Raw genomic sequence first — 19,153 nt, 5'->3', positions numbered from 1 at the left:
CTAATATTTAATCTTAAATAAGATATTGAGTATGGAAAAGATTATTGGATTGATTGATGCACCGTTTACTCCGTTTTATGAAAATGGAGAGGTAAATTACGAGCCTATCGAGGCTTATGCTCAAATGTTGGTAAAAAATGGCCTGAAAGGCGTGTTTATAAATGGTTCTTCCGGGGAAGGTTACATGCTGACGGATGAAGAGCGCATGAAACTGGCCGAACGCTGGGTAGAGGTTGCTCCCGAAGGCTTCAAAGTGATTGTTCATGTAGGAAGTTGCTGTGTGAAGTCCAGCCGCAAGTTGGCCGAACATGCACAGAAAATCGGCGCATGGGGTATCGGCGCCATGGCACCTCCTTTCCCGAAAGTGGGCCGTGTGGAAGAATTGGTGAAGTATTGTGAAGAGATTGCCTGTGGCGCTCCCGAACTTCCGTTCTATTATTACCACATCCCCGCATTCAACGGCGCTTTCTTGCCGATGGTTTCGTTCTTGGAAGCAGTGGATGGCCGCATTCCCAATTTTGCGGGTATCAAATATACGTTTGAAAGCATGTACGAATACAACCAATGCCGCTTGTATAAGAACGGCAAGTATGACATGCTACACGGACAGGATGAGACAATCCTCCCCTGCCTGGCCATGGGTGGCGCACAAGGTGGAATCGGCGGTACAACCAATTACAACGGAGCCAACCTGGTAGGTATCATCGACGCTTGGAAGGCCGGCGACCTGGAAAAGGCACGCGAGTTGCAGAACTTCTCTCAGGAAGTGATCAACGTGATTTGCCATTTCCGTGGCAACATCGTGGGCGGCAAGCGCATCATGAAACTGATAGGACTGGATTTGGGCAAGAACCGCACTCCGTTCCAGAACATGACCGATGAAGAAGAAGCACGCATGAAGGCCGAACTGGAAGCCATACACTTCTTTGAACGTTGCAACAAATTCTGATGATTATGGACTCAAGATATTTGCAGACGTGGGCTGATTCCTACCGGCAAGAATTGACAGAAAACATCATGCCTTTCTGGCTGAAGCACGGCTTGGACAGAAAACATGGTGGAGTATATACATGCGTCGATAGGGACGGTTCGCTGATAGACACCACGAAATCTGTCTGGTTCCAAGGACGGTTCGGCTTCATTGCAGCCTTTGCCTATAACAATGTGGAGAAGAATCCCGAATGGCTGGCCGCTTCCAAAAACTGCATCGACTTTATCGAAAAACATTGTTTCGACAAGGATGGACGCATGTATTTTGAAGTGAAGGAAGACGGTACTCCGCTTCGCAAGCGCCGTTATGTCTTTTCCGAATGCTTCGCCGCCATTGCCATGTCGGAATACGCCTTGGCATCGGGCGACCATGATTATGCGGAAAAAGCACTGGCTCTCTTTAAGCAGATACAGCATTTCATTGCTACTCCGGGCATCCTGGAACCGAAGTATCTGGCCACACTGGAAGCGCAGGGCCACTCCATCACGATGATTCTCATCAACACCGCATCGCGCATCCGTGCCGCCATCGAGGATCCTGCCTTAAACCGGCAGATAGACAACTCACTGGCGGCGCTGAAGAAGTACTTCATCCACCCCGAATTCAAGGCACTGCTTGAAATGGTAGGTCCTAACGGAGAGTTTATCGATACTTGCAACGGCCGCGTCATCAACCCGGGACATTGCATTGAAACCGCATGGTTCATCCTTGAAGAGGCCAAATACCGCCAATGGGACAAGGAACTGACGGAAATGGCACTCACCATCCTCGACTGGTCATGGGAATGGGGATGGGACAAGGAGTTCGGCGGAATCATCAATTTCCGTGACTGCCGCAACCTGCCTTGTCAGGACTATTCGCAAGACATGAAGTTCTGGTGGCCGCAGACCGAAGCCATCATCGCCACCCTGTATGCCTACCAGGCTACAGGCGACGAGAAATACCTCGCCATGCACAAACAAATCAGTGACTGGACGTATGCCCACTTCCCCGATAAGGAATATGGCGAATGGTATGGCTACCTTCATCGCGACGGAACCGTGGCACAACCTGCCAAAGGCAACATATTCAAAGGCCCTTTCCACATTCCCCGTATGATGGTGAAGAGTTATATGTTGTGCAATGAATTAATTTCGGGAAAATAAAACCTTAATCAATATAATATAGATTGTAACATGAAAAATACAAAAATCTATCCTTGGATAGTAGTTGCCCTCTTGTGGGTGGTGGCTCTGCTTAACTATATGGACAGACAGATGCTTTCCACCATGCAAGAGGCCATGAAAGTGGATATCGTGGAATTGGGTAAGGCGGAAGCCTTTGGTGCGCTGATGGCGGTATTCTTATGGATTTACGGATTTATGAGTCCGGTAGCAGGAATGGTGGCAGACCGCGTGAGCCGCAAGTGGCTGGTGGTAGGAAGCTTGTTTGTATGGTCAACCGTTACCTATATGATGGGATATGCCGACACCTTCCAAGAGCTGTATTGGCTTCGCGCATTCATGGGCATCAGTGAGGCGCTTTATATCCCTTCTGCCCTGTCGTTGATAGCCGATTGGCACCAAGACAAATCTCGCTCTTTGGCTATCGGCATCCACATGACAGGTCTCTATGTGGGACAGGCCATCGGTGGTTTCGGCGCTACGGTAGCGGCGGCGTTCTCATGGCATACGGCTTTCCACTGGTTTGGCATTATCGGTATCGCCTATTCCATTGTGCTGCTGTTATTCCTGCACGAGAATCCGGAGCATGCCAAGGCTGCCCAACTGAAACCCTCTGTGGGTGAAAAGAAGCCTTCCCTGTTCAGCGGTTTATCCATCGTGCTATCCAACTGGGCATTCTGGGTAATCTTGTTCTATTTTGCCGCTCCCAGTCTTCCGGGATGGGCTACAAAGAACTGGTTGCCTACCCTGTTTGCCGAAAGTTTGAACATTCCGATGGCGGAAGCCGGACCTATATCCACCATCACCATTGCAGTTTCTTCTTTCATAGGAGTGCTGGTCGGTGGGGTAATGTCCGACCGATGGGTGCAGAAGAATATCCGCGGACGCGTATATACAGGTGCCATCGGTTTGGGTCTGACCATTCCGTCCTTGCTGCTGCTTGGTATGGGACATAGTTTTGTCTGCGTGGTGGGTGCCGGACTACTGTTCGGCGTTGGCTACGGTATTTTTGACGCCAACAACATGCCTATCCTCTGCCAGTTCGTTTCGGCCAAACACCGCGGTACGGCATACGGAATCATGAATATGACCGGAGTCTTTGCCGGTGCCGCCGTAACCCACTTGCTGGGTCGCTGGACAGATGGCGGTAATCTGGGCATGGGATTCGCCATGCTGAGCGGCGTTGTGCTGGTGGCATTGGCACTTCAACTCTATTTCTTGCGTCCGAAAACGGATAACCTGGAATAATAGAACCAACAAGTATGATTGTATCTAATTTACAGAACAGCCAACGGGTGGAGGGACTCCACCCGTTGTTCAAGCCCCTTTTTGATTATGTCAAGTCTCATGACTTGCTGCATGCCGAACTGGGACGTATCGAGATAAAAGGGGATGAGTTGTTCATCAACAATGTGAACCCCGAATGTGTGACAGCCGAAAAGCAAGTGCTGGAACTGCACCGTGCATATATCGACGTGCATATCTTGCTCGAAGGCACTGAAAGAATTGGATGGAAAGCCATCGAAGATTTAACGAATGAGACAAAGCCATACGAAGAGGAAGGAGATTGCGCCCTTTACTCGGATGCGCCCACTACGTTTGTCGATTTGCTTCCCGGACAATTTATGATCGTCTATCCCGAAGACCCTCATGCACCGGTCATCGGAGAAGGAAAGATACGCAAGCTGATTGCAAAAGTAAAGCTGTGATTATTCAGGTATATATTTGATGTAAAGAGAACTATCCTCGCAAACATCGCCAGTCCATCCCTTGGGATAATACACCAGCCTTTTGAAAATCCTGTCGGAAACACGCATTTACAGCGCTTCCGACAGGATTTATTTTTCCCGAAACTTTTGTTTATTCACCGAAAAGCGTACTTTTGTGTTTCAGAACAAAACATCCGAATATGACCAAATACTTCCATTACCTGTTAGGAACAGCATTGCTACTTTTAAGCGGTTGCCAAAGCATAGAACAACTATCCATCGATTACATGCTTCCGGCAGAAGTCAGTTTTCCCACCACACTGAAGCGGGTGGCGGTTGTCAACAACATGCCCAACGTGCCCGACAACAAACTGATTGCCGGCGAAGAGGAAAAAAACAAAAGCGCGCATGAGATGACACGGCTCACCAACTACTACAACGGAAATGCCGCCATCACCACCGAAGCACTGGCAGAAGCATTGGCAGCCGAAAACTACTTTGAAGAGGTCGTGATATGTGACTCTGCCCTGCGTAGCCGGGACATCACACCACGCGAAAGTACGCTGACACAGGAAGAGGCAAGCGAGCTTGTCCAAGACCTGAATGTGGACTTCCTGATAGCGCTGGAAAATGTGCAGATGCGCTCCATCCGCAAAATAAGCTATATGCCCGCATGGGGAGTTTTCCACGGCACGGTAGATGTAAAAGTATATCCCACCGTGAAAATCTATCTGCCCAACCGCAAAGGTCCTATGACGACAATCAACACCAACGACAGCATCTTTTGGGAAGAGATAGAAAACAAGGAAGCATTGGTACGCACCCGCCTCATCGGCGAGGAGGAGATGCTGAAACAGGCTTCCGGTTTTGCAGGAACGGTACCCGTAAAGCACTTGCTGCCCTATTGGAAGAGCAGCAACCGCTATCTGTTCAGCGGCGGTTCGGTAAACATGCGCGATGGTGCCGTCTATGCCAAAGAAGAGAACTGGACAGAAGCCATCAAGCTGTGGCAACAGACCTATCAGACCAAAAAAGGAAAGACAAAGATGTATGCCGCCTACAACACTGCCTTAGGCTATGAGATGCAAGACAGCATCAACACTGCACTGGAATGGGCGGTAAAGGTTCAAAACATAGCCCGTGAAATAAGCAAAATCGACCTCAACGACAAGGAGAACACAAAAAGCGTTCAAGGAGGGAATCTCTCTTACTATATATTCATCAGCCAATACGTTGAAGAATTGCAGAAACGGGAGGAAGGAATGGCACGCCTGAACATGCAAATGAGCCGTTTCGACGAATAAGGAACGAAGAAACATCATTTTTTCACCATTTCTTGATTCATTATTCAATATTTTCTCTACCTTTGAACAACCATTAAGAAAAGAAAATCATTATGAAGCTCAGTCAATCGTCATTGTCACTCCTGGAGGACAGCATAAAGAAAGCAGTCAGCAAATACGCCTGCAACAGCGTACAGACCTTCGTTACAGACATTCACCTGCAACCAACCCCCAATTCGGGTGAGTTTTCCTTATTTGACGATGAAGACAAGGCACTCGCCGACATCATCACCATCAAGGAATGGGCGGAATACGAAAGGAACGACTTCTATGCAAACACAGAGCGCATCCTCACCACCCTGCTCTCCAACATGAAGCAGGCCGGCTGTTTCGACAAGCTGAACATTCTGAAACCCTACTCCTTTGTGCTGGTAGATGAAAAGAAAGAAACCATTGCCGAACTGCTGCTGATAGACGATGACACACTGCTGCTCAATAAAGAGCTGCTGAAAGGCCTGGACGAGGAGTTGGATGCCTTCTTGAAAGAATTATTGGACAAGTAATACATAAAATGACAAAAAGTAGATGTGTCAAAACATGCATTCCACTTTCTTTTAGGCACGGATTGCACGGATTTACACGGTTTTCTTCTTGATTAATCCGTAAAATCCGTGTAATCCGTGCCTAAAATCTATCATTATGTTGGTTTCTTTTTGTTTTGACACATCTCCTTTTTTTTCAAGGGAAAGCCCTCCTACAATCGAACGGAATTATCCCAGCGGATTCTCGCCTTGCTCGTTATCACCACTATCCGGATTACCGCTGCCAGCACTCCTTCCATCGTTTCACCCTCCTTAAAAAGCTCCTCTTCTGTCTGCATCATACGTTTCTTCAGGCAAAAGCGTTGTTGTAACACCGAAGCGAGCGAAACGGCTATCAGGAACAGGGGAAGCAGGAAAAGGAAGATGCGCCGTGTTGTTTTCATCGTTCAAGGATTATTGATTAGTATATGATACAAAGGTAAAAAATAAAAAGCGGAAAAAGGCTTATATGATATAAATTAGGCACGGATTTCACCAAATCACACCGATTATTCTTTCATCCATCCGTGTGTTCCGTGAAATCCGTGCCTAAAAGGAAGCAGGAGGCATGTTTTGACACCTCCGCTTTATCCTTACGCCTTCTTCAGCGCCGCAATGCTTTCCTTCAAAGACTTGATGATGCTCTCTGCATCAGCCTGCTTCTTACGTTCCATCTCGATGACGGCGGCAGGGGCGTTGTTCACGAACTTCTCGTTGCTGAGTTTCTTCAACACGCCTTGCAGGAAGCCTTCCTTGTGCTTCAGTTCGGCCTCCATACGGGCTATTTCTGCCTCCACATCAATCATGTTGCCCAGAGGAACGGCGTATTCCGTGGTGCCTACCATGAAGGAAGCGGCACCGTCGGCCTTTGCCTCTACTACGCTGATGGCAGAGAGGTTGCACATCTTCGTGATGACCGCATTGAACGCTGCTACCGGATTCTCACCGATTACTTGCAGTTCGAGTGCTTCCTTCTGCGCGATGTTCTTCTGCAAACGGATGGAGCGGATGTTGCTGATAACCTCTTTCACCACCTCGAATGCCTGAGCCACCGTCTCATCCACTTGCGAAGAGATGACCATCGGACTTACCATCAGACTCTCGCCCTCCTTGCGGTCCACGATGTGCTGCCACAACTCTTCGGTGATGAACGGCATGAAGGGATGGAGCAGGTGAAGCAGGTTGTCGAAGAAACCGATGGTCGTATCATAGACCTGCTTGCTGATGGGCTGGCCGTATGCCGGCTTAATCATCTCCAGATACCAGGAAGAGAACTCGTCCCAGAAGAGTTTGTAAACGGCCATCAGCGCCTCGCTCAGGCGGTACTTGCCGAAGAGGTCGGCAACTTCGGCTGCCACTGCATTCTGCTTCGCCTCAAACCAGCGCATGGCAAGTTCTGAGGCTTCCGGTACGGGTACCTCTGCACTGACTTCCCAACCCTTGACCAGACGGAAAGCGTTCCATATCTTGTTGTTGAAATTACGTCCTTGCTCACACAGCGCATCATCGAAGAGGATGTCGTTTCCGGCAGGAGCCGAAAGCATCATGCCCATGCGCACACCGTCGGCACCGTACTTCTCGATAAGGTCCAAGGGGTCGGGCGAGTTGCCGAGCGACTTAGACATCTTGCGGCCCAGCTTGTCGCGCACGATACCGGTGAAATAAACGTTTTTGAACGGCATCTCGCCCTGATACTCATAGCCTGCCATAATCATACGTGCCACCCAGAAGAAGATGATGTCCGGTCCGGTCACCAGGTCGCTGGTGGGATAGTAGTACTTGATTTCCTCGTTGCCCGGGTTGTTGATGCCATCGAACAGGGAGATGGGCCACAGCCAAGAGGAGAACCAGGTGTCCAGACAGTCACTGTCCTGGCGGAGGTCATCCATAGTCAGCGCATCGTTGCCCGTCTTTTCTTTGGCAAGCTGCAACGCCTCTTCGGGAGTGACGGCAACCACGTATCCGCCTTCGGGCAGGAAGTATGCCGGGATGCGGTGTCCCCACCACAACTGGCGGCTGATGCACCAGTCCTTGATGTTCTCCAGCCAGTTCTTGTAGGTGTTCTTGTATTTCGCAGGATAGAACTTCAGTTCATCATTCATTACCGGCGGCAAGGCCATGTCGGCAAAGTGCTGCATCTTCAGGAACCACTGCATGGAGAGCTTCGGCTCGATGGGCACGTTGGTGCGTTCGCTGCAACCCACCTTATTGGTATAGGCTTCCACCTTCTCCAGCAGGCCGGCAGCGGCAAGGTCTTTCTCTATCTGCTCGCGCACGTCGAAGCGATCCATGCCTACATAGAGGCCGGCGGCTTCGCTCAGGGTGCCGTTGTCGTTGAAGATGTCGATGGAGGGCAGGTTGTACTTCTCGCCCAGCATGTAGTCGTTCACATCGTGGGCAGGGGTTACCTTCAAGCAGCCGGTACCGAACTCGATATCCACGTAGTCGTCCTCAATGACGGGGATGACGCGGCCTACCAGCGGAACGATGACTTTCTTGCCCTTCAACCACGTGTTCTTCACGTCGTTCGGGTTGATGCACATTGCCGTATCGCCCATGATGGTTTCAGGACGGGTGGTGGCGACTACGGCATAACGCTTGCCGTCGGCATCGCGGTGCACCACTTCGCCTTCGGCACCGGTCTCGCCGGACATGTCGTCGTCGGCTACATAATATTTCAGGTGGTAGAGCTTGCTGTGCTCTTCCTTATAGATGACTTCCTCGTCGCTCAGGGCGGTCAACGCTTTGGGATCCCAGTTCACCATACGCACGCCACGATAAATCAAGCCCTTGTTATACAAATCGACAAATACCTTGAGGACGCTTTCGCTGCGCTTCTCGTCCATCGTGAAGGCGGTGCGGTCCCAGTCGCAGGAGGCGCCCAGTTTGCGGAGCTGCTTCAGGATGATGCCTCCGTGCTCGTCGGTCCACTCCCAAGCGTGCTTCAGGAACTCCTCGCGAGTGAGGTCGGTCTTCTTGATGCCCTGTGCGGCGAGCCTGTTCACCACCTTCGCCTCAGTGGCGATGGAGGCATGGTCGGTACCCGGCACCCAGCAGGCATTCTTGCCCTCCATACGGGCACGACGTACCAGGATATCTTGTATGGTATTATTAAGCATGTGTCCCATGTGGAGCACGCCGGTGACGTTGGGGGGCGGAATGACGACGGTATAAGGCTCACGACCATCGGGTTTCGAACTGAATAATTTGTGGTCCAACCAATACTGGTACCACTTTCCCTCCACGTCAGCGGGGTTGTACTTACTTGCTAATTCCATGTTTCTAAAATCTCTATAAATTAATTTATTGCGAATAATGGGCGCAAAATTAATGAATTAAAATTTAAATCTATATTTTTGCCGCGACAAAACCGTATAGAAAATGAGAGGAAAACTGAAAATCCGGCATGTATTGCTCATCGTATGTCTGTCCACCGTATGGGCAACACAGCTCCTTCCGGGATGGGGAGACATCTACGCACAGTTCGTCTATCCGACAGTTTCACGCCTCCTCTCCTCCTTTTCAAGGCTTCTGCCTTTTGCCGTGGGCGACCTGTTCATCTTCCTCAGCATCGCCGGACTGCTCCTCTACCCCTTCTACGCCCGACATCATCGGGGAAAAAAGAAGTGGAAACCCATCTTGCTGAACGAAGCGGAATACCTGCTCTGGCTCTATGCCTGGTTCTACCTTGCGTGGGGGCTGAACTATTCGCAGAAGGACTTCCACACCCGGACAGGCATCCCATACACCGCCTATACGCCCGAGGTCTTCCAACGGTTTGCGGACAGTTACATCAACCGGCTGAACGCCTCTTACACCGACATCACCACCATCGACAAGCCCACGGTGTGCCGCGAAAGCGTGCAGGGATACCGCCAAATCAGCGACACGTTAGGGGTACACCGCCCTCCCCGCCTCTCCCCACGGGCAAAGACCATGCTCTTCACCCCGCTGACCTCGATGGTGGGTATCACGGGAAGCATGGGGCCCTTCTTCTGCGAATTTACGCTGAACGGCGATTTGCTCCCGTCACAATATCCCGCCACCTACGCGCACGAACTGGCGCACTTGTTGGGCATCACCAGCGAGGCGGAGGCTAACTTCTACGCCTATCAGGTCTGCACACGCTCGCCGGTTCAAGCCATCCGCTTCAGCGGGTATCTCTCCATCCTGTCTCACGTGCTGATGAACGCCCGCCTGCTGATGGACGAAGAGGCATACACCGCCCTCACCGACCGCATCCGCCCGGAAATAAAGACGCTCTATCTGCAGAACCGCGCCTATTGGATGGAGAAGTACAGCCCGCTCGTCGGCGAGATACAGAACTTCATCTACGACCTCTACTTGAAAGGGAACAGGATTCAGAATGGCCGCAAGAACTACTCGGAGGTGATAGGGCTGCTGATTTCGTATGAGGAGGCGAAAAGGACGGCAGGATAAATTATCAGGGAATGGGGAAATGTTCACTTCAGGGAATGCTCCTGATATCCATAAGCCGTAACGTATTATCAATCAATAAAATCCCACTTTATTTTTTCCTTATCACTTTTAAAGTAACACTTTAACAATGATAAAGCACCACTTTAACACCGATAAAGTACTACTTTAATGCCGATAAAGTGACACTTTAATACCAATAAAGCAACATCAAACTGACTATGCCTGATTTTGCTTTGACTATACCTGATTTTACTTCACACTTATTCTTTCTATTTTCTGATAAACTTCACACGCTATTGTAAACTTTCCTAATCCACTTCACAGTGTGATTACACGTTTACTGAATATCCTAAAATCTCGCCAGCAAAAAACAGCCGAATTGAACACTATTCCCACATAAAAGCCATACCTTTGCACCCAAAATCATTGCTTACTAACAAATTGTACCACTTATGCATACCAGACAAGAACAGATGGAAGCCTTCGGACGCTTCCTCGACATCCTTGACGAACTCCGCGAGAAATGCCCCTGGGACCGCAAACAGACCAACGAGAGCCTGCGCCCCAATACCATCGAAGAGACCTACGAACTGTGTGACGCCCTGATGCGCGACGACAAAAACGACATCTGCAAGGAGCTAGGCGACGTGTTGCTGCACGTAGCCTTCTATGCCAAGATAGGCAGCGAGACTGGCGACTTCGACATGAAGGACGTATGCGACCGCCTCTGCGAGAAACTGATATTCCGCCACCCCCACGTGTTCGGCGACGTAAAGGCAGAGACCGCCGGACAGGTGTCGGAAAACTGGGAACAACTGAAACTGAAAGAGAAAGACGGCAACAAGACCGTATTGAGCGGTGTGCCCGCCGCCCTGCCCTCGCTCATCAAGGCCTACCGCATTCAGGACAAGGCACGCAACGTGGGCTTCGACTGGGAAGAGCGCGAACAGGTGTGGGACAAAGTGAAGGAAGAGATTCAAGAGTTCCAGACAGAAGTCGCACGCATGGACAAGGAGAAAGCGGAAGCCGAATTCGGCGATGTGCTGTTCAGCCTCATCAACGCCGCCCGCCTCTATAAAATCAATCCCGACAATGCACTGGAACAGACCAACCAGAAATTCATCCGCCGCTTCAACTATGTGGAAGCGCACAGCATCAAGGAGGGAAAGAACCTGCACGACATGACGCTGGAAGAGATGGACAAGCTATGGAAAGAAGCCAAGATAGAGGAGAACAAGGGATGAACACAGAGACACGGAGGCACAGAGTTCATGATTGATGCTCTGTGTCTTCGTGTCTTTGTGTTTAAAAGATTTTATTCTGAAGTTTCAGACGGTTCCAGCCGACTTCCACAATATTGGCAGAACGTCGCGTTATCCGCGTGACCGAAACGATGACAATGAGGGCATTGCCTTTTCTTGCCGTTTTTGCCCTCTTTCATCATCGAGGCCGACACGATGCCTGTAGGCACCGCAATTACCGTGTAACCAAGAAGCATCACACATGCCGACAAGAAGCGTCCCACTGCGGTAACGGGGGTAATGTCGCCATAGCCCACGGTAGTCATGGTAACAATGGCCCAATAGATGCTGTTCGGGATATTATCGAATGCGGAACCGGGCTGCGTCCCCTCAATCATATACATCAATGTCCCGATAGATGTCACCAGGATAACGACAAACAGGAAAAAGACCGCAATCTTCCTGCTGCTTTCGCGCAAGGCGACAAGCAACCGCTCGCCTTCATTCAAGAAACTGAACAGCTTGAACACACGAAACATCCGTATCAAACGGAATGTACGGATAATGAGCAGGTAGCGCGCACCGGGGAAAAGAAGACCGATGTAGAAAGGCAACGTAGCCAGCAAATCGATGATGCCGAAAAAGCTAAAGATATATTTTTGTGGATGAGCCGAACAATAAATCCGGGTCAGATACTCAAACGTGAAGAAGGCGGTAAAGAGATATTCCAATATGACAAACGGCATTGCCAAATAGGCCGGAAGTCCCTGCAAACTTTCGATAACGACAAGCAGTATGCTGAACAAGATGCAGCCGATGAGAATCACATCAAACAACTTGCCTTTCGGAGTATCCGATTCGAAGATGATGACATACAATTTCCGTTTCAGCCTCTCGTTATGCAAGAAATGCCGGATTCTTTCTTTCACATTCATCACTTTCTATTTCTTACCCGGTTGGCGTTTCGGTGCCTTATCCTTGCTGCTGCTGTTGTTATGCTGCATGCTTTTCAATAATTCGCGATGAAAGCGCATTTCGGCTTTCTGCACCAGATAAATCTTCTTGCAGGAAAGTATCTTCTTAAATTTCTCAAAATAGGTCTTATCCAGACGGTCGGAAGCGATGCGGGCATCATAAACACCCTCCAGGATTTCTCCATACCGTTCGTCGGACATGTTCTCATCCTTTCCCTTACGAAGCAGTTTCCAGGCTTCATCGTTCAACTCCTTCTTCCGGTCTTGCAACTCAAAATAAAGAGGAAAGAACTTGGCGGCTTCCTCATTTGTCAGTTTTGCCTTTTCTGTCAGGAAGGCTTTTTGTTTGGCACGGAATTGTTCGGGCGACAAGTGCTGGTCGCACCCGTCATTTCCCCACAGCAACGGCATGACGCCACCTATCATAAACAATAAGACAATCAGCTTTTTCATATACTCAAGCAATTAAATCGTTCATATCTTCATTTTACTCATTCCACTTCGGAGTCGGCCAGAAAAACATACAACGAATAGTCATCCAACATTGAGTTGTCCATCGCTGTATGGATGTATTCCATTTCGGTCTCCGCATCGTCGGCAGCCGTACGGTCGGCAGACGGAAGGCGGTCTGAAGAGGCCACACGGATAATCAGTGCCGCACCGATAAACATGGCCGCCATGTAGAGCCAAGGTCTCATTCTTTCCCACGTTGTAGGCTCCTGAGACTTGACAATGGCAGTCTCCTTCTCGGGCAGCCGGTTCATCACTTCCGAAGTCAGATGCTCGAAATAGCCGTCGGGAACACGGAAAGCGTTCTTCGTTCCTATTTTCCTCAATATGCTATCTTCTTCTTTCATAAAGATTTCTCCTTTCTGTTTAATTAGACATTGGTTGATTCCAAAGGTTTAATACACTTCCTCCAAAAACTTCTCTATTTTTTTCACAGCGTGATGATAGGAAGCCTTCAAGGCACCTACGGAGGTGCCGAAGATGTCGGACATCTCCTCATATTTCATCTCTTGGTAATACTTCAGGTTGAACACCATACGCTGTTTTTCAGGCAAGGTAAGCAATGCCTTTTGAAGCGCCATCTCCGCTCTGTCGCCGGAAAAGTAGGGATCTCCCTCCAACTTCTGAACCGCATCGGCTTCAGGGTCATCCAAAGATACCATAGAAGTGGCACGCTGTTTGTTCAGAAAAGTGAGACACTCGTTCAGGGCAATACGGTAGAGCCACGTGGAGAGCTTCGCCTCCGCCCGGAAGTAATCGATACTTGTCCACGCTTTAATGAAAGTATTCTGAAGCAAATCGTTGGCATCTTCATGAGAGAGAACCATGCGACGAATCTGCCAATACAACTGTTCGCTATATTGGGCGACAATCATCTCAAAGCCTCGCCTCTGTGTACTTTCGTCTTGCAAGAGAGCCAGTACTTCGCGTTCATTATAAGAAGGTGTCATAAGTTTCTATTCTCATTTGTTATTTTTAGACTGCTGAAGCTACGAAAAGTTTAATCTATACCGATACACAAAGCGTTTCTTTGGCCAGTCGTGTGTCCGGAAAAACAGCGGATGCCTCTTGCAGCAACACGCTTTCGTCTTCATATCGAGCCGAGAAATGCCCTATCAGCAATTTCTTCACCCCGGCCTGTTTGGCTATTTCAGCTGCCTGAGCAGCAGTCGTATGAAAGGTTTCCTTGGCACGTGGAGCGTCTTCATCGGCAAACGTAGCTTCATGAAAAAGCAAATCCACCCCCTTAATCTGTTCAATGATGCAAGGTGTGCAGAGGGTATCCGAACAGTAGGCATAACTGCGGGGCGGGTCGGAAGGATGGGTCAGCACCTCGTTAGGGACTCTCTTTCCTTCCGGTGTCACATAGTCGGCTCCATTCTTGATGCGGTTCAGCTCATACACCGGAACTTGATAGAAATCAACCATCTCACGAACAATGTGATTGGGCGACGGCTTCTCGGCGAACAAAAAACCGCAACACGGCATGCGATGGCGCAAGGGTATGGTAGTGACCGTCAACGACCGATCTTCATAAATCCGTAACGGCTCTTTGGTATCAAACTCGTGAAAAATCACCTTATACGTCATCTGCCTGTTAAAAAAATCCAGCATAGGCATCAGCAACGCCTCCAACCCTTTCGGAGAATGGATATGCAGTTCGGCAGTACGCCCCAAAAGGTTCAACGTGGAAATCAATCCCGGTAAACCAAAGCAATGGTCACCATGCAAGTGGGAGATAAAGATATGATTCAACCGTGAAAATTTCAAGCGTGACTTGCGGAACTGCAACTGTGCCCCCTCACCGCAATCAATCATAAACAACTTGTCGCGCACATTGACAATCTGCGAGGTAGGGAAATGGCGTGTGGTGGGCAATGCGGAACCACAACCAAGGATATGTAAGTCGAATTTCTCCATGATGCGGCAAACTTACAAAGAATCTGCGGAAAAGACAAAGCAAATACAACCGTTTTCTTGCCGATACCGGCAAGAAACAGCACTAAAAACAAACAGGACGTTTATAATGGCAAAGACCGCTATCAAAAAACGAAAAGTAAAAGGCCGCCTATTTCGAACAAATACATATTATCAACCCAATCCTAATCTCCTAAAAACAGCAAGGGCGCCTGCATACACAAGCGCCCTTTAACCTATTTATATAGACGAAAGATTTATTTCTTTCCAGCTTCCATCTGCTCTTTCAAAGCAGCCAAAGCGTCGATATCACCCAAAGTAGTGGATGCAGCTTGGTTTTGGATGGCAGGAGCCTCTTCTCTCTTCGGAGCAGACTTCTTTGCAGCCTTCTTTTCTGCTCTCTCCTCAGCCTTGGCAGCATCTTCGAAAATGCGGCTGTGAGAAAGGATGATGCGCTTAGCGTCCTTATTGAACTCAATCACCTTGAATTCAAGTTTCTCATCCAATGCAGCTTGTGAGCCGTCTTCCTTAACGAGGTGTTTCGGAGTAGCGAAACCTTCTACGCCGTAAGGCAGAGCAACAACCGCACCCTTATCCAGCATTTCAATGATAGTGCCTTCGTGTACGGAACCTACTGTAAATACAGTTTCGAATACATCCCAAGGATTCTCTTCAAGCTGCTTGTGACCAAGGCTCAAGCGACGGTTTTCCTTGTCGATTTCCAGAACCTGTACGTCGATGTCAGCACCAATCTGAGTGAATTCAGAAGGATGTTTAACCTTCTTCGTCCAAGAAAGGTCGGAGATGTGAATCAAGCCGTCAACACCTTCTTCTATTTCAACGAATACACCGAAGTTAGTGAAGTTGCGAACCTTTGCAGTGTGCTTGCTGCCGATAGGATACTTCTCTTCGATAGTCTCCCACGGATCAGACTTCAACTGTTTGATACCCAAAGACATCTTACGTTCTTCACGATCCAATGTCAGGACTACAGCTTCAATTTCATCACCCACCTTCATGAAGTCTTGTGCAGAACGCAAGTGTTGCGACCATGACATTTCAGATACGTGAATCAAGCCTTCAACGCCCGGAGCTATTTCGATGAATGCGCCGTAATCAGCCATAACCACCACTTTACCTGTCACGTGATCGCCTACCTTCAGGTTAGCGTCCAAAGCATCCCAAGGATGCGGAGTGAGTTGCTTCAAGCCGAGAGCGATGCGCTTCTTCTCGTCATCGAAATCAAGGATAACGACATTGAGTTTCTGGTCAAGTTCAACCACTTCCTTCGGATCGCTGACACGGCCCCAAGAAAGATCAGTGATGTGAATCAAACCATCTACGCCACCCAAGTCGATAAATACACCGTAGGATGTGATATTCTTAACGGTACCTTCCAGAACTTGTCCTTTCTCGAGTTTACCGATAATTTCCTTCTTCTGTTGTTCCAGTTCAGCTTCGATAAGAGCCTTGTGGGAAACAACCACGTTCTTGAACTCTTGGTTAATCTTAACAACCTTGAATTCCATTGTTTTGCCAACGAAGATATCATAGTCGCGGATAGGCTTCACATCGATTTGAGAGCCCGGCAAGAATGCTTCGATACCGAATACATCTACAATCATACCACCCTTTGTGCGGCACTTGATATAACCCTTGATGATTTCTTCGCTTTCCAAAGCAGCGTTTACGCGATCCCAAGAACGAGTAGCACGTGCTTTGCGGTGAGACAGAACCAACTGTCCTTTCTTATCTTCCTGGTTTTCGATATATACCTCTACAGTATCACCTATCTTCAAATCAGGATTGTAACGGAATTCACTCATCGGAATGATACCGTCTGATTTGTAACCGATGTTCACAACTACTTCACGCTTGTTCATTGCGATTACGGTTCCGTCAACTACCTCGCGGTCGTTAACTTTGTTCAGCGTATTGTCATACGCCTTTTCCAAGTCTTCGTGACTTACATTTGTTACGGCTTCGCCGTTCTCATAAGCATCCCAGTTGAAATCTTCAATAGGAGCTACATTCTTTAAATTTTCCATTAATAAATAAATTGTTTAACTCGTTAATTAAGTGAGACTTTATGTTGACTCATTATAATCGGGTGCAAAGATAGGAGTATTTTCTTGAACTGCAAAACAAAAGCCGTCAAAACATCAGTAGAATAAGCTATTAACAGAAAAAAACGGCTGACAAGAAATAGCGCGCCATCCTTATTCTCCCTTTATATACGCCAATGCCGCTCCTATCGCCGTCCTATACTCCGCGTAAGGCGGTATATGAAAATGCACGTGATAGATATCCTCCATCTTGGGGAACACTTCCCGACACTGCGGAAGTTGGGTCAGATTCCCTATCAGGACAAAATCCTTGATGGGGCTGTTCAAAGCTGACAGCACAGCCGCTCCCCCAATCGTCTGGAGCACGGTATAGATAATGCCACAGGCAATATCTTCCTGCGAGGCATTACTATCCGCCTTACCAAAAAGAGAAGCAGTGGCATTTACCGGCAAATCCGGCAAGGCGGTATTACAAATGTCGCCTATTTGCAAATTGACGCGGGTTACATCCCCTTTCTCTGCCAGTCCGGACACTTGATGAAAGTCATGGGTTTTCAACAGCAACCTTGACAATCCTTGCAAAGTGCCTCCACCGATTCCCAAACCGCCGATATGCTGTATTTTCTCCCCGTCAATTCTCACAAAAGAGGTACCGGTTCCCATGCTGACCACAATCAGCTGGTCTATATCAGTCGCATGCCTTGCCCCCAATCCGTTGGCAATGAACTCATCTGTCTTACGGGTAGGCAACCCATACAAAGGACTATTCACAAATGCGCTTCCTACTCCTGTCAGCATCACCTGTTCCACATCCGACAACTGTATGCCATTGTCATAAATATATTTACCAAACGCCCCGAACAAAGAAGTCACCGGGTCAGTAGCTGTAATAAACATCGGAGATTGTATCTGCGTTCCATTGATTCCAACAATCTTTGTGGTACTTCCGCCCACATCAATTCCTATTACTATACCCATCGTTTCAAGTTATTAATGAATTGATTCTATGCCACACGCGATTAAAGTCTTTCAACCACTTCCTTAGGGAGTCCTGTAGCTTGTGAAATAACATCAACAGGCACTCCTAATTTTTTTAATTTATTAGCATTGCCTATCTTTTCTTCCGAACGTCCTTGCTCAATGCCTTGTTCAATGCCTTGCTTGACACCTTGTTCAATGCCTTGCTTAACACCCTGCTCAATGCCTTGCTTGATGCCTTGTTCAATGCCTTGCCTGATACCTTGCTCAACCCCTTTTTTCATTCCCTTTTCAAGTCCTCTTATTTCTGCCGTTTCCATTACGCTAAACCAATCCCGATAGTTTTTCAGACTCTCTTCATACTCATATCTTTCCTTGCGATTGAATTTGGCTATCTCCGCAACTTCAAACAAATGCTCGAAGACCTTATCCTGCAACACTTGGGGACGCTCCATCAAGGAAGCTAAATTACGGATGGCAAAAAGCCACTTATCAAATAGTGTCACAAGTTCCGATTCCGTTTTGGTAAACTTGGGCATCTCCAAATAGATAAAAGTAAGCTTGTCATAAAACACGGACTTCGTATCGATATCCATCAATTTTATCTCATGATAAAAATCATCTGTATGTTCCATGCCGGGAAGACAGAAATTCAAGATGCCGATAGTATATACACCTTTCAGTTCATAGTTCCAGATTCCGCGTGGAGCCTGTTCACGAATCGCGAAAGTGGAATAATAAATACTGCGGTCTTTGAAAAACTGCTGCTCACCCTTTTGCATCTCTACTACGAACATTTCACCGCTCTCATTTTTGCAATACACATCAAATACGGCACGACGGTCATACTCTTGAGTTCCCAAATGCTCGGCATTCAGATAGGTTATATCCGATATCTTTTCACGTCCATGCAACAAGGCATTAAGAAAACTGATCAGAAGATCCTTGTTCATCTCCGTACCAAACAACTTCTTGAATGCAAAATCCGTATAAAAATTGATATACCTGTCTATTAATCCTTGCGAGCACATAACTTCTATATTCTATATATTTCCTTTAAAACGTTTACAGCTAATCTACTCCTTCAACAAGCATTCCCGTAACTTGCTCCACCCATCCGGATCAAGGTAATATTCAAGATAGAGAACATCCGTTGATAGTTAGATTGTTGCAAAGATAGGAATTATTTCCATTTATACACCTGTCAAGAACAAATGTTTTATACGGCTGTTCCGCCAAGCATTTTTTGTTCACCTATAAACCAACAAAGGCGATGGAGAATAAATCTTCATCGCCTTTG

18 protein-coding genes are annotated in these 19,153 nt (G+C 48.1%); 8 read left to right on the top strand and 10 right to left on the bottom strand.

The window, feature by feature from the left end:
• Window positions 1-31: 31 nt before the first annotated feature.
• The 6 genes from K2G43_RS07320 to K2G43_RS07295 all read left to right on the top strand — a co-directional run bounded on the left by K2G43_RS07320 (window position 32) and on the right by K2G43_RS07295 (window position 5,709).
• Entirely contained in the window at window positions 32-949 is a 918-nt protein-coding gene (locus tag K2G43_RS07320; RefSeq protein WP_300153826.1) for a dihydrodipicolinate synthase family protein, read from the top strand.
• Window positions 950-954: 5 nt separating this feature from the next.
• Window positions 955-2,136: an AGE family epimerase/isomerase gene (locus tag K2G43_RS07315; protein ID WP_300153824.1), complete on the top strand. Its 1,182-nt coding sequence runs from the start codon at window positions 955-957 to the stop codon at window positions 2,134-2,136.
• Window positions 2,137-2,166: 30 nt separating this feature from the next.
• Entirely contained in the window at window positions 2,167-3,402 is a 1,236-nt protein-coding gene (locus K2G43_RS07310; protein WP_297644528.1) for an MFS transporter, read from the top strand.
• A gap of 14 nt (window positions 3,403-3,416) precedes the next feature.
• Window positions 3,417-3,863: a YhcH/YjgK/YiaL family protein gene (locus K2G43_RS07305; RefSeq protein WP_297644527.1), complete on the top strand. Its 447-nt coding sequence runs from the start codon at window positions 3,417-3,419 to the stop codon at window positions 3,861-3,863.
• Between the two features lie 200 nt (window positions 3,864-4,063).
• A complete protein-coding gene (locus K2G43_RS07300) occupies window positions 4,064-5,167 on the top strand; it encodes a DUF6340 family protein (RefSeq protein ID WP_300153821.1) in 1,104 nt (367 codons plus the stop codon).
• 92 nt (window positions 5,168-5,259) lie between these two features.
• On the top strand, window positions 5,260-5,709 hold the full coding sequence (locus K2G43_RS07295; protein WP_300153819.1) for a hypothetical protein: 450 nt from the start codon (window positions 5,260-5,262) through the stop codon (window positions 5,707-5,709).
• A gap of 191 nt (window positions 5,710-5,900) precedes the next feature.
• On the opposite strand, the gene K2G43_RS07290 is transcribed toward K2G43_RS07295, so the two are convergent.
• Complete coding sequence (locus K2G43_RS07290) at window positions 5,901-6,131, bottom strand: hypothetical protein (protein ID WP_300153817.1); 231 nt, start codon at window positions 6,129-6,131, stop codon at window positions 5,901-5,903.
• Between the two features lie 189 nt (window positions 6,132-6,320).
• Window positions 6,321-9,005 carry a valine--tRNA ligase gene (locus K2G43_RS07285; RefSeq protein ID WP_300153815.1) on the bottom strand — a complete coding sequence of 895 codons (2,685 nt, stop codon included), beginning with the start codon at window positions 9,003-9,005 and terminating at the stop codon, window positions 6,321-6,323.
• A 103-nt stretch (window positions 9,006-9,108) separates the two neighbouring features.
• Here K2G43_RS07285 and K2G43_RS07280 point away from each other — a divergent pair, with 103 nt between their 5' ends.
• A complete protein-coding gene (locus K2G43_RS07280) occupies window positions 9,109-10,167 on the top strand; it encodes a DUF3810 domain-containing protein (RefSeq protein WP_300153813.1) in 1,059 nt (352 codons plus the stop codon).
• Between the two features lie 452 nt (window positions 10,168-10,619).
• Complete coding sequence (gene mazG / locus K2G43_RS07275) at window positions 10,620-11,411, top strand: nucleoside triphosphate pyrophosphohydrolase (RefSeq protein WP_297644082.1); 792 nt, start codon at window positions 10,620-10,622, stop codon at window positions 11,409-11,411.
• Window positions 11,412-11,482: 71 nt separating this feature from the next.
• Here the strand turns inward: mazG and K2G43_RS07270 are convergent, their stop codons facing one another.
• The 8 genes from K2G43_RS07270 to K2G43_RS07235 all read right to left on the bottom strand — a co-directional run bounded on the left by K2G43_RS07270 (window position 11,483) and on the right by K2G43_RS07235 (window position 18,884).
• Window positions 11,483-12,343, bottom strand: a complete 861-nt coding sequence (locus K2G43_RS07270) for an ion transporter (protein WP_297644083.1) — start codon at window positions 12,341-12,343, stop codon at window positions 11,483-11,485.
• A gap of 6 nt (window positions 12,344-12,349) precedes the next feature.
• Window positions 12,350-12,835: a hypothetical protein gene (locus K2G43_RS07265; RefSeq protein WP_297644084.1), complete on the bottom strand. Its 486-nt coding sequence runs from the start codon at window positions 12,833-12,835 to the stop codon at window positions 12,350-12,352.
• Window positions 12,836-12,873: 38 nt separating this feature from the next.
• Complete coding sequence (locus K2G43_RS07260) at window positions 12,874-13,239, bottom strand: hypothetical protein (protein ID WP_300153810.1); 366 nt, start codon at window positions 13,237-13,239, stop codon at window positions 12,874-12,876.
• Window positions 13,240-13,287: 48 nt separating this feature from the next.
• Complete coding sequence (locus tag K2G43_RS07255; protein WP_297644086.1) at window positions 13,288-13,842, bottom strand: sigma-70 family RNA polymerase sigma factor; 555 nt, start codon at window positions 13,840-13,842, stop codon at window positions 13,288-13,290.
• Window positions 13,843-13,897: 55 nt separating this feature from the next.
• Window positions 13,898-14,812 (bottom strand): ribonuclease Z, encoded by a 915-nt coding sequence (locus tag K2G43_RS07250; protein ID WP_297644087.1) that lies wholly within the window; start codon window positions 14,810-14,812, stop codon window positions 13,898-13,900.
• 254 nt (window positions 14,813-15,066) lie between these two features.
• A complete protein-coding gene (gene rpsA, locus K2G43_RS07245) occupies window positions 15,067-16,857 on the bottom strand; it encodes a 30S ribosomal protein S1 (protein WP_297644088.1) in 1,791 nt (596 codons plus the stop codon).
• Between the two features lie 171 nt (window positions 16,858-17,028).
• Window positions 17,029-17,853, bottom strand: a complete 825-nt coding sequence (coaW, locus tag K2G43_RS07240; RefSeq protein ID WP_300153807.1) for a type II pantothenate kinase — start codon at window positions 17,851-17,853, stop codon at window positions 17,029-17,031.
• A 41-nt stretch (window positions 17,854-17,894) separates the two neighbouring features.
• The gene (locus K2G43_RS07235) at window positions 17,895-18,884 is read right to left on the bottom strand and encodes an Rpn family recombination-promoting nuclease/putative transposase (protein WP_300153806.1); all 990 of its coding nucleotides are present in this window, start codon (window positions 18,882-18,884) and stop codon (window positions 17,895-17,897) included.
• Window positions 18,885-19,153 lie beyond the last annotated feature (269 nt).

It is taken from the genome of Bacteroides sp. (assembly GCF_029057325.1).
Taxonomy (GTDB): Bacteria; Bacteroidota; Bacteroidia; order Bacteroidales; family Bacteroidaceae; genus Bacteroides.
This window is presented reverse-complemented; position numbering and strand designations above follow the sequence as displayed.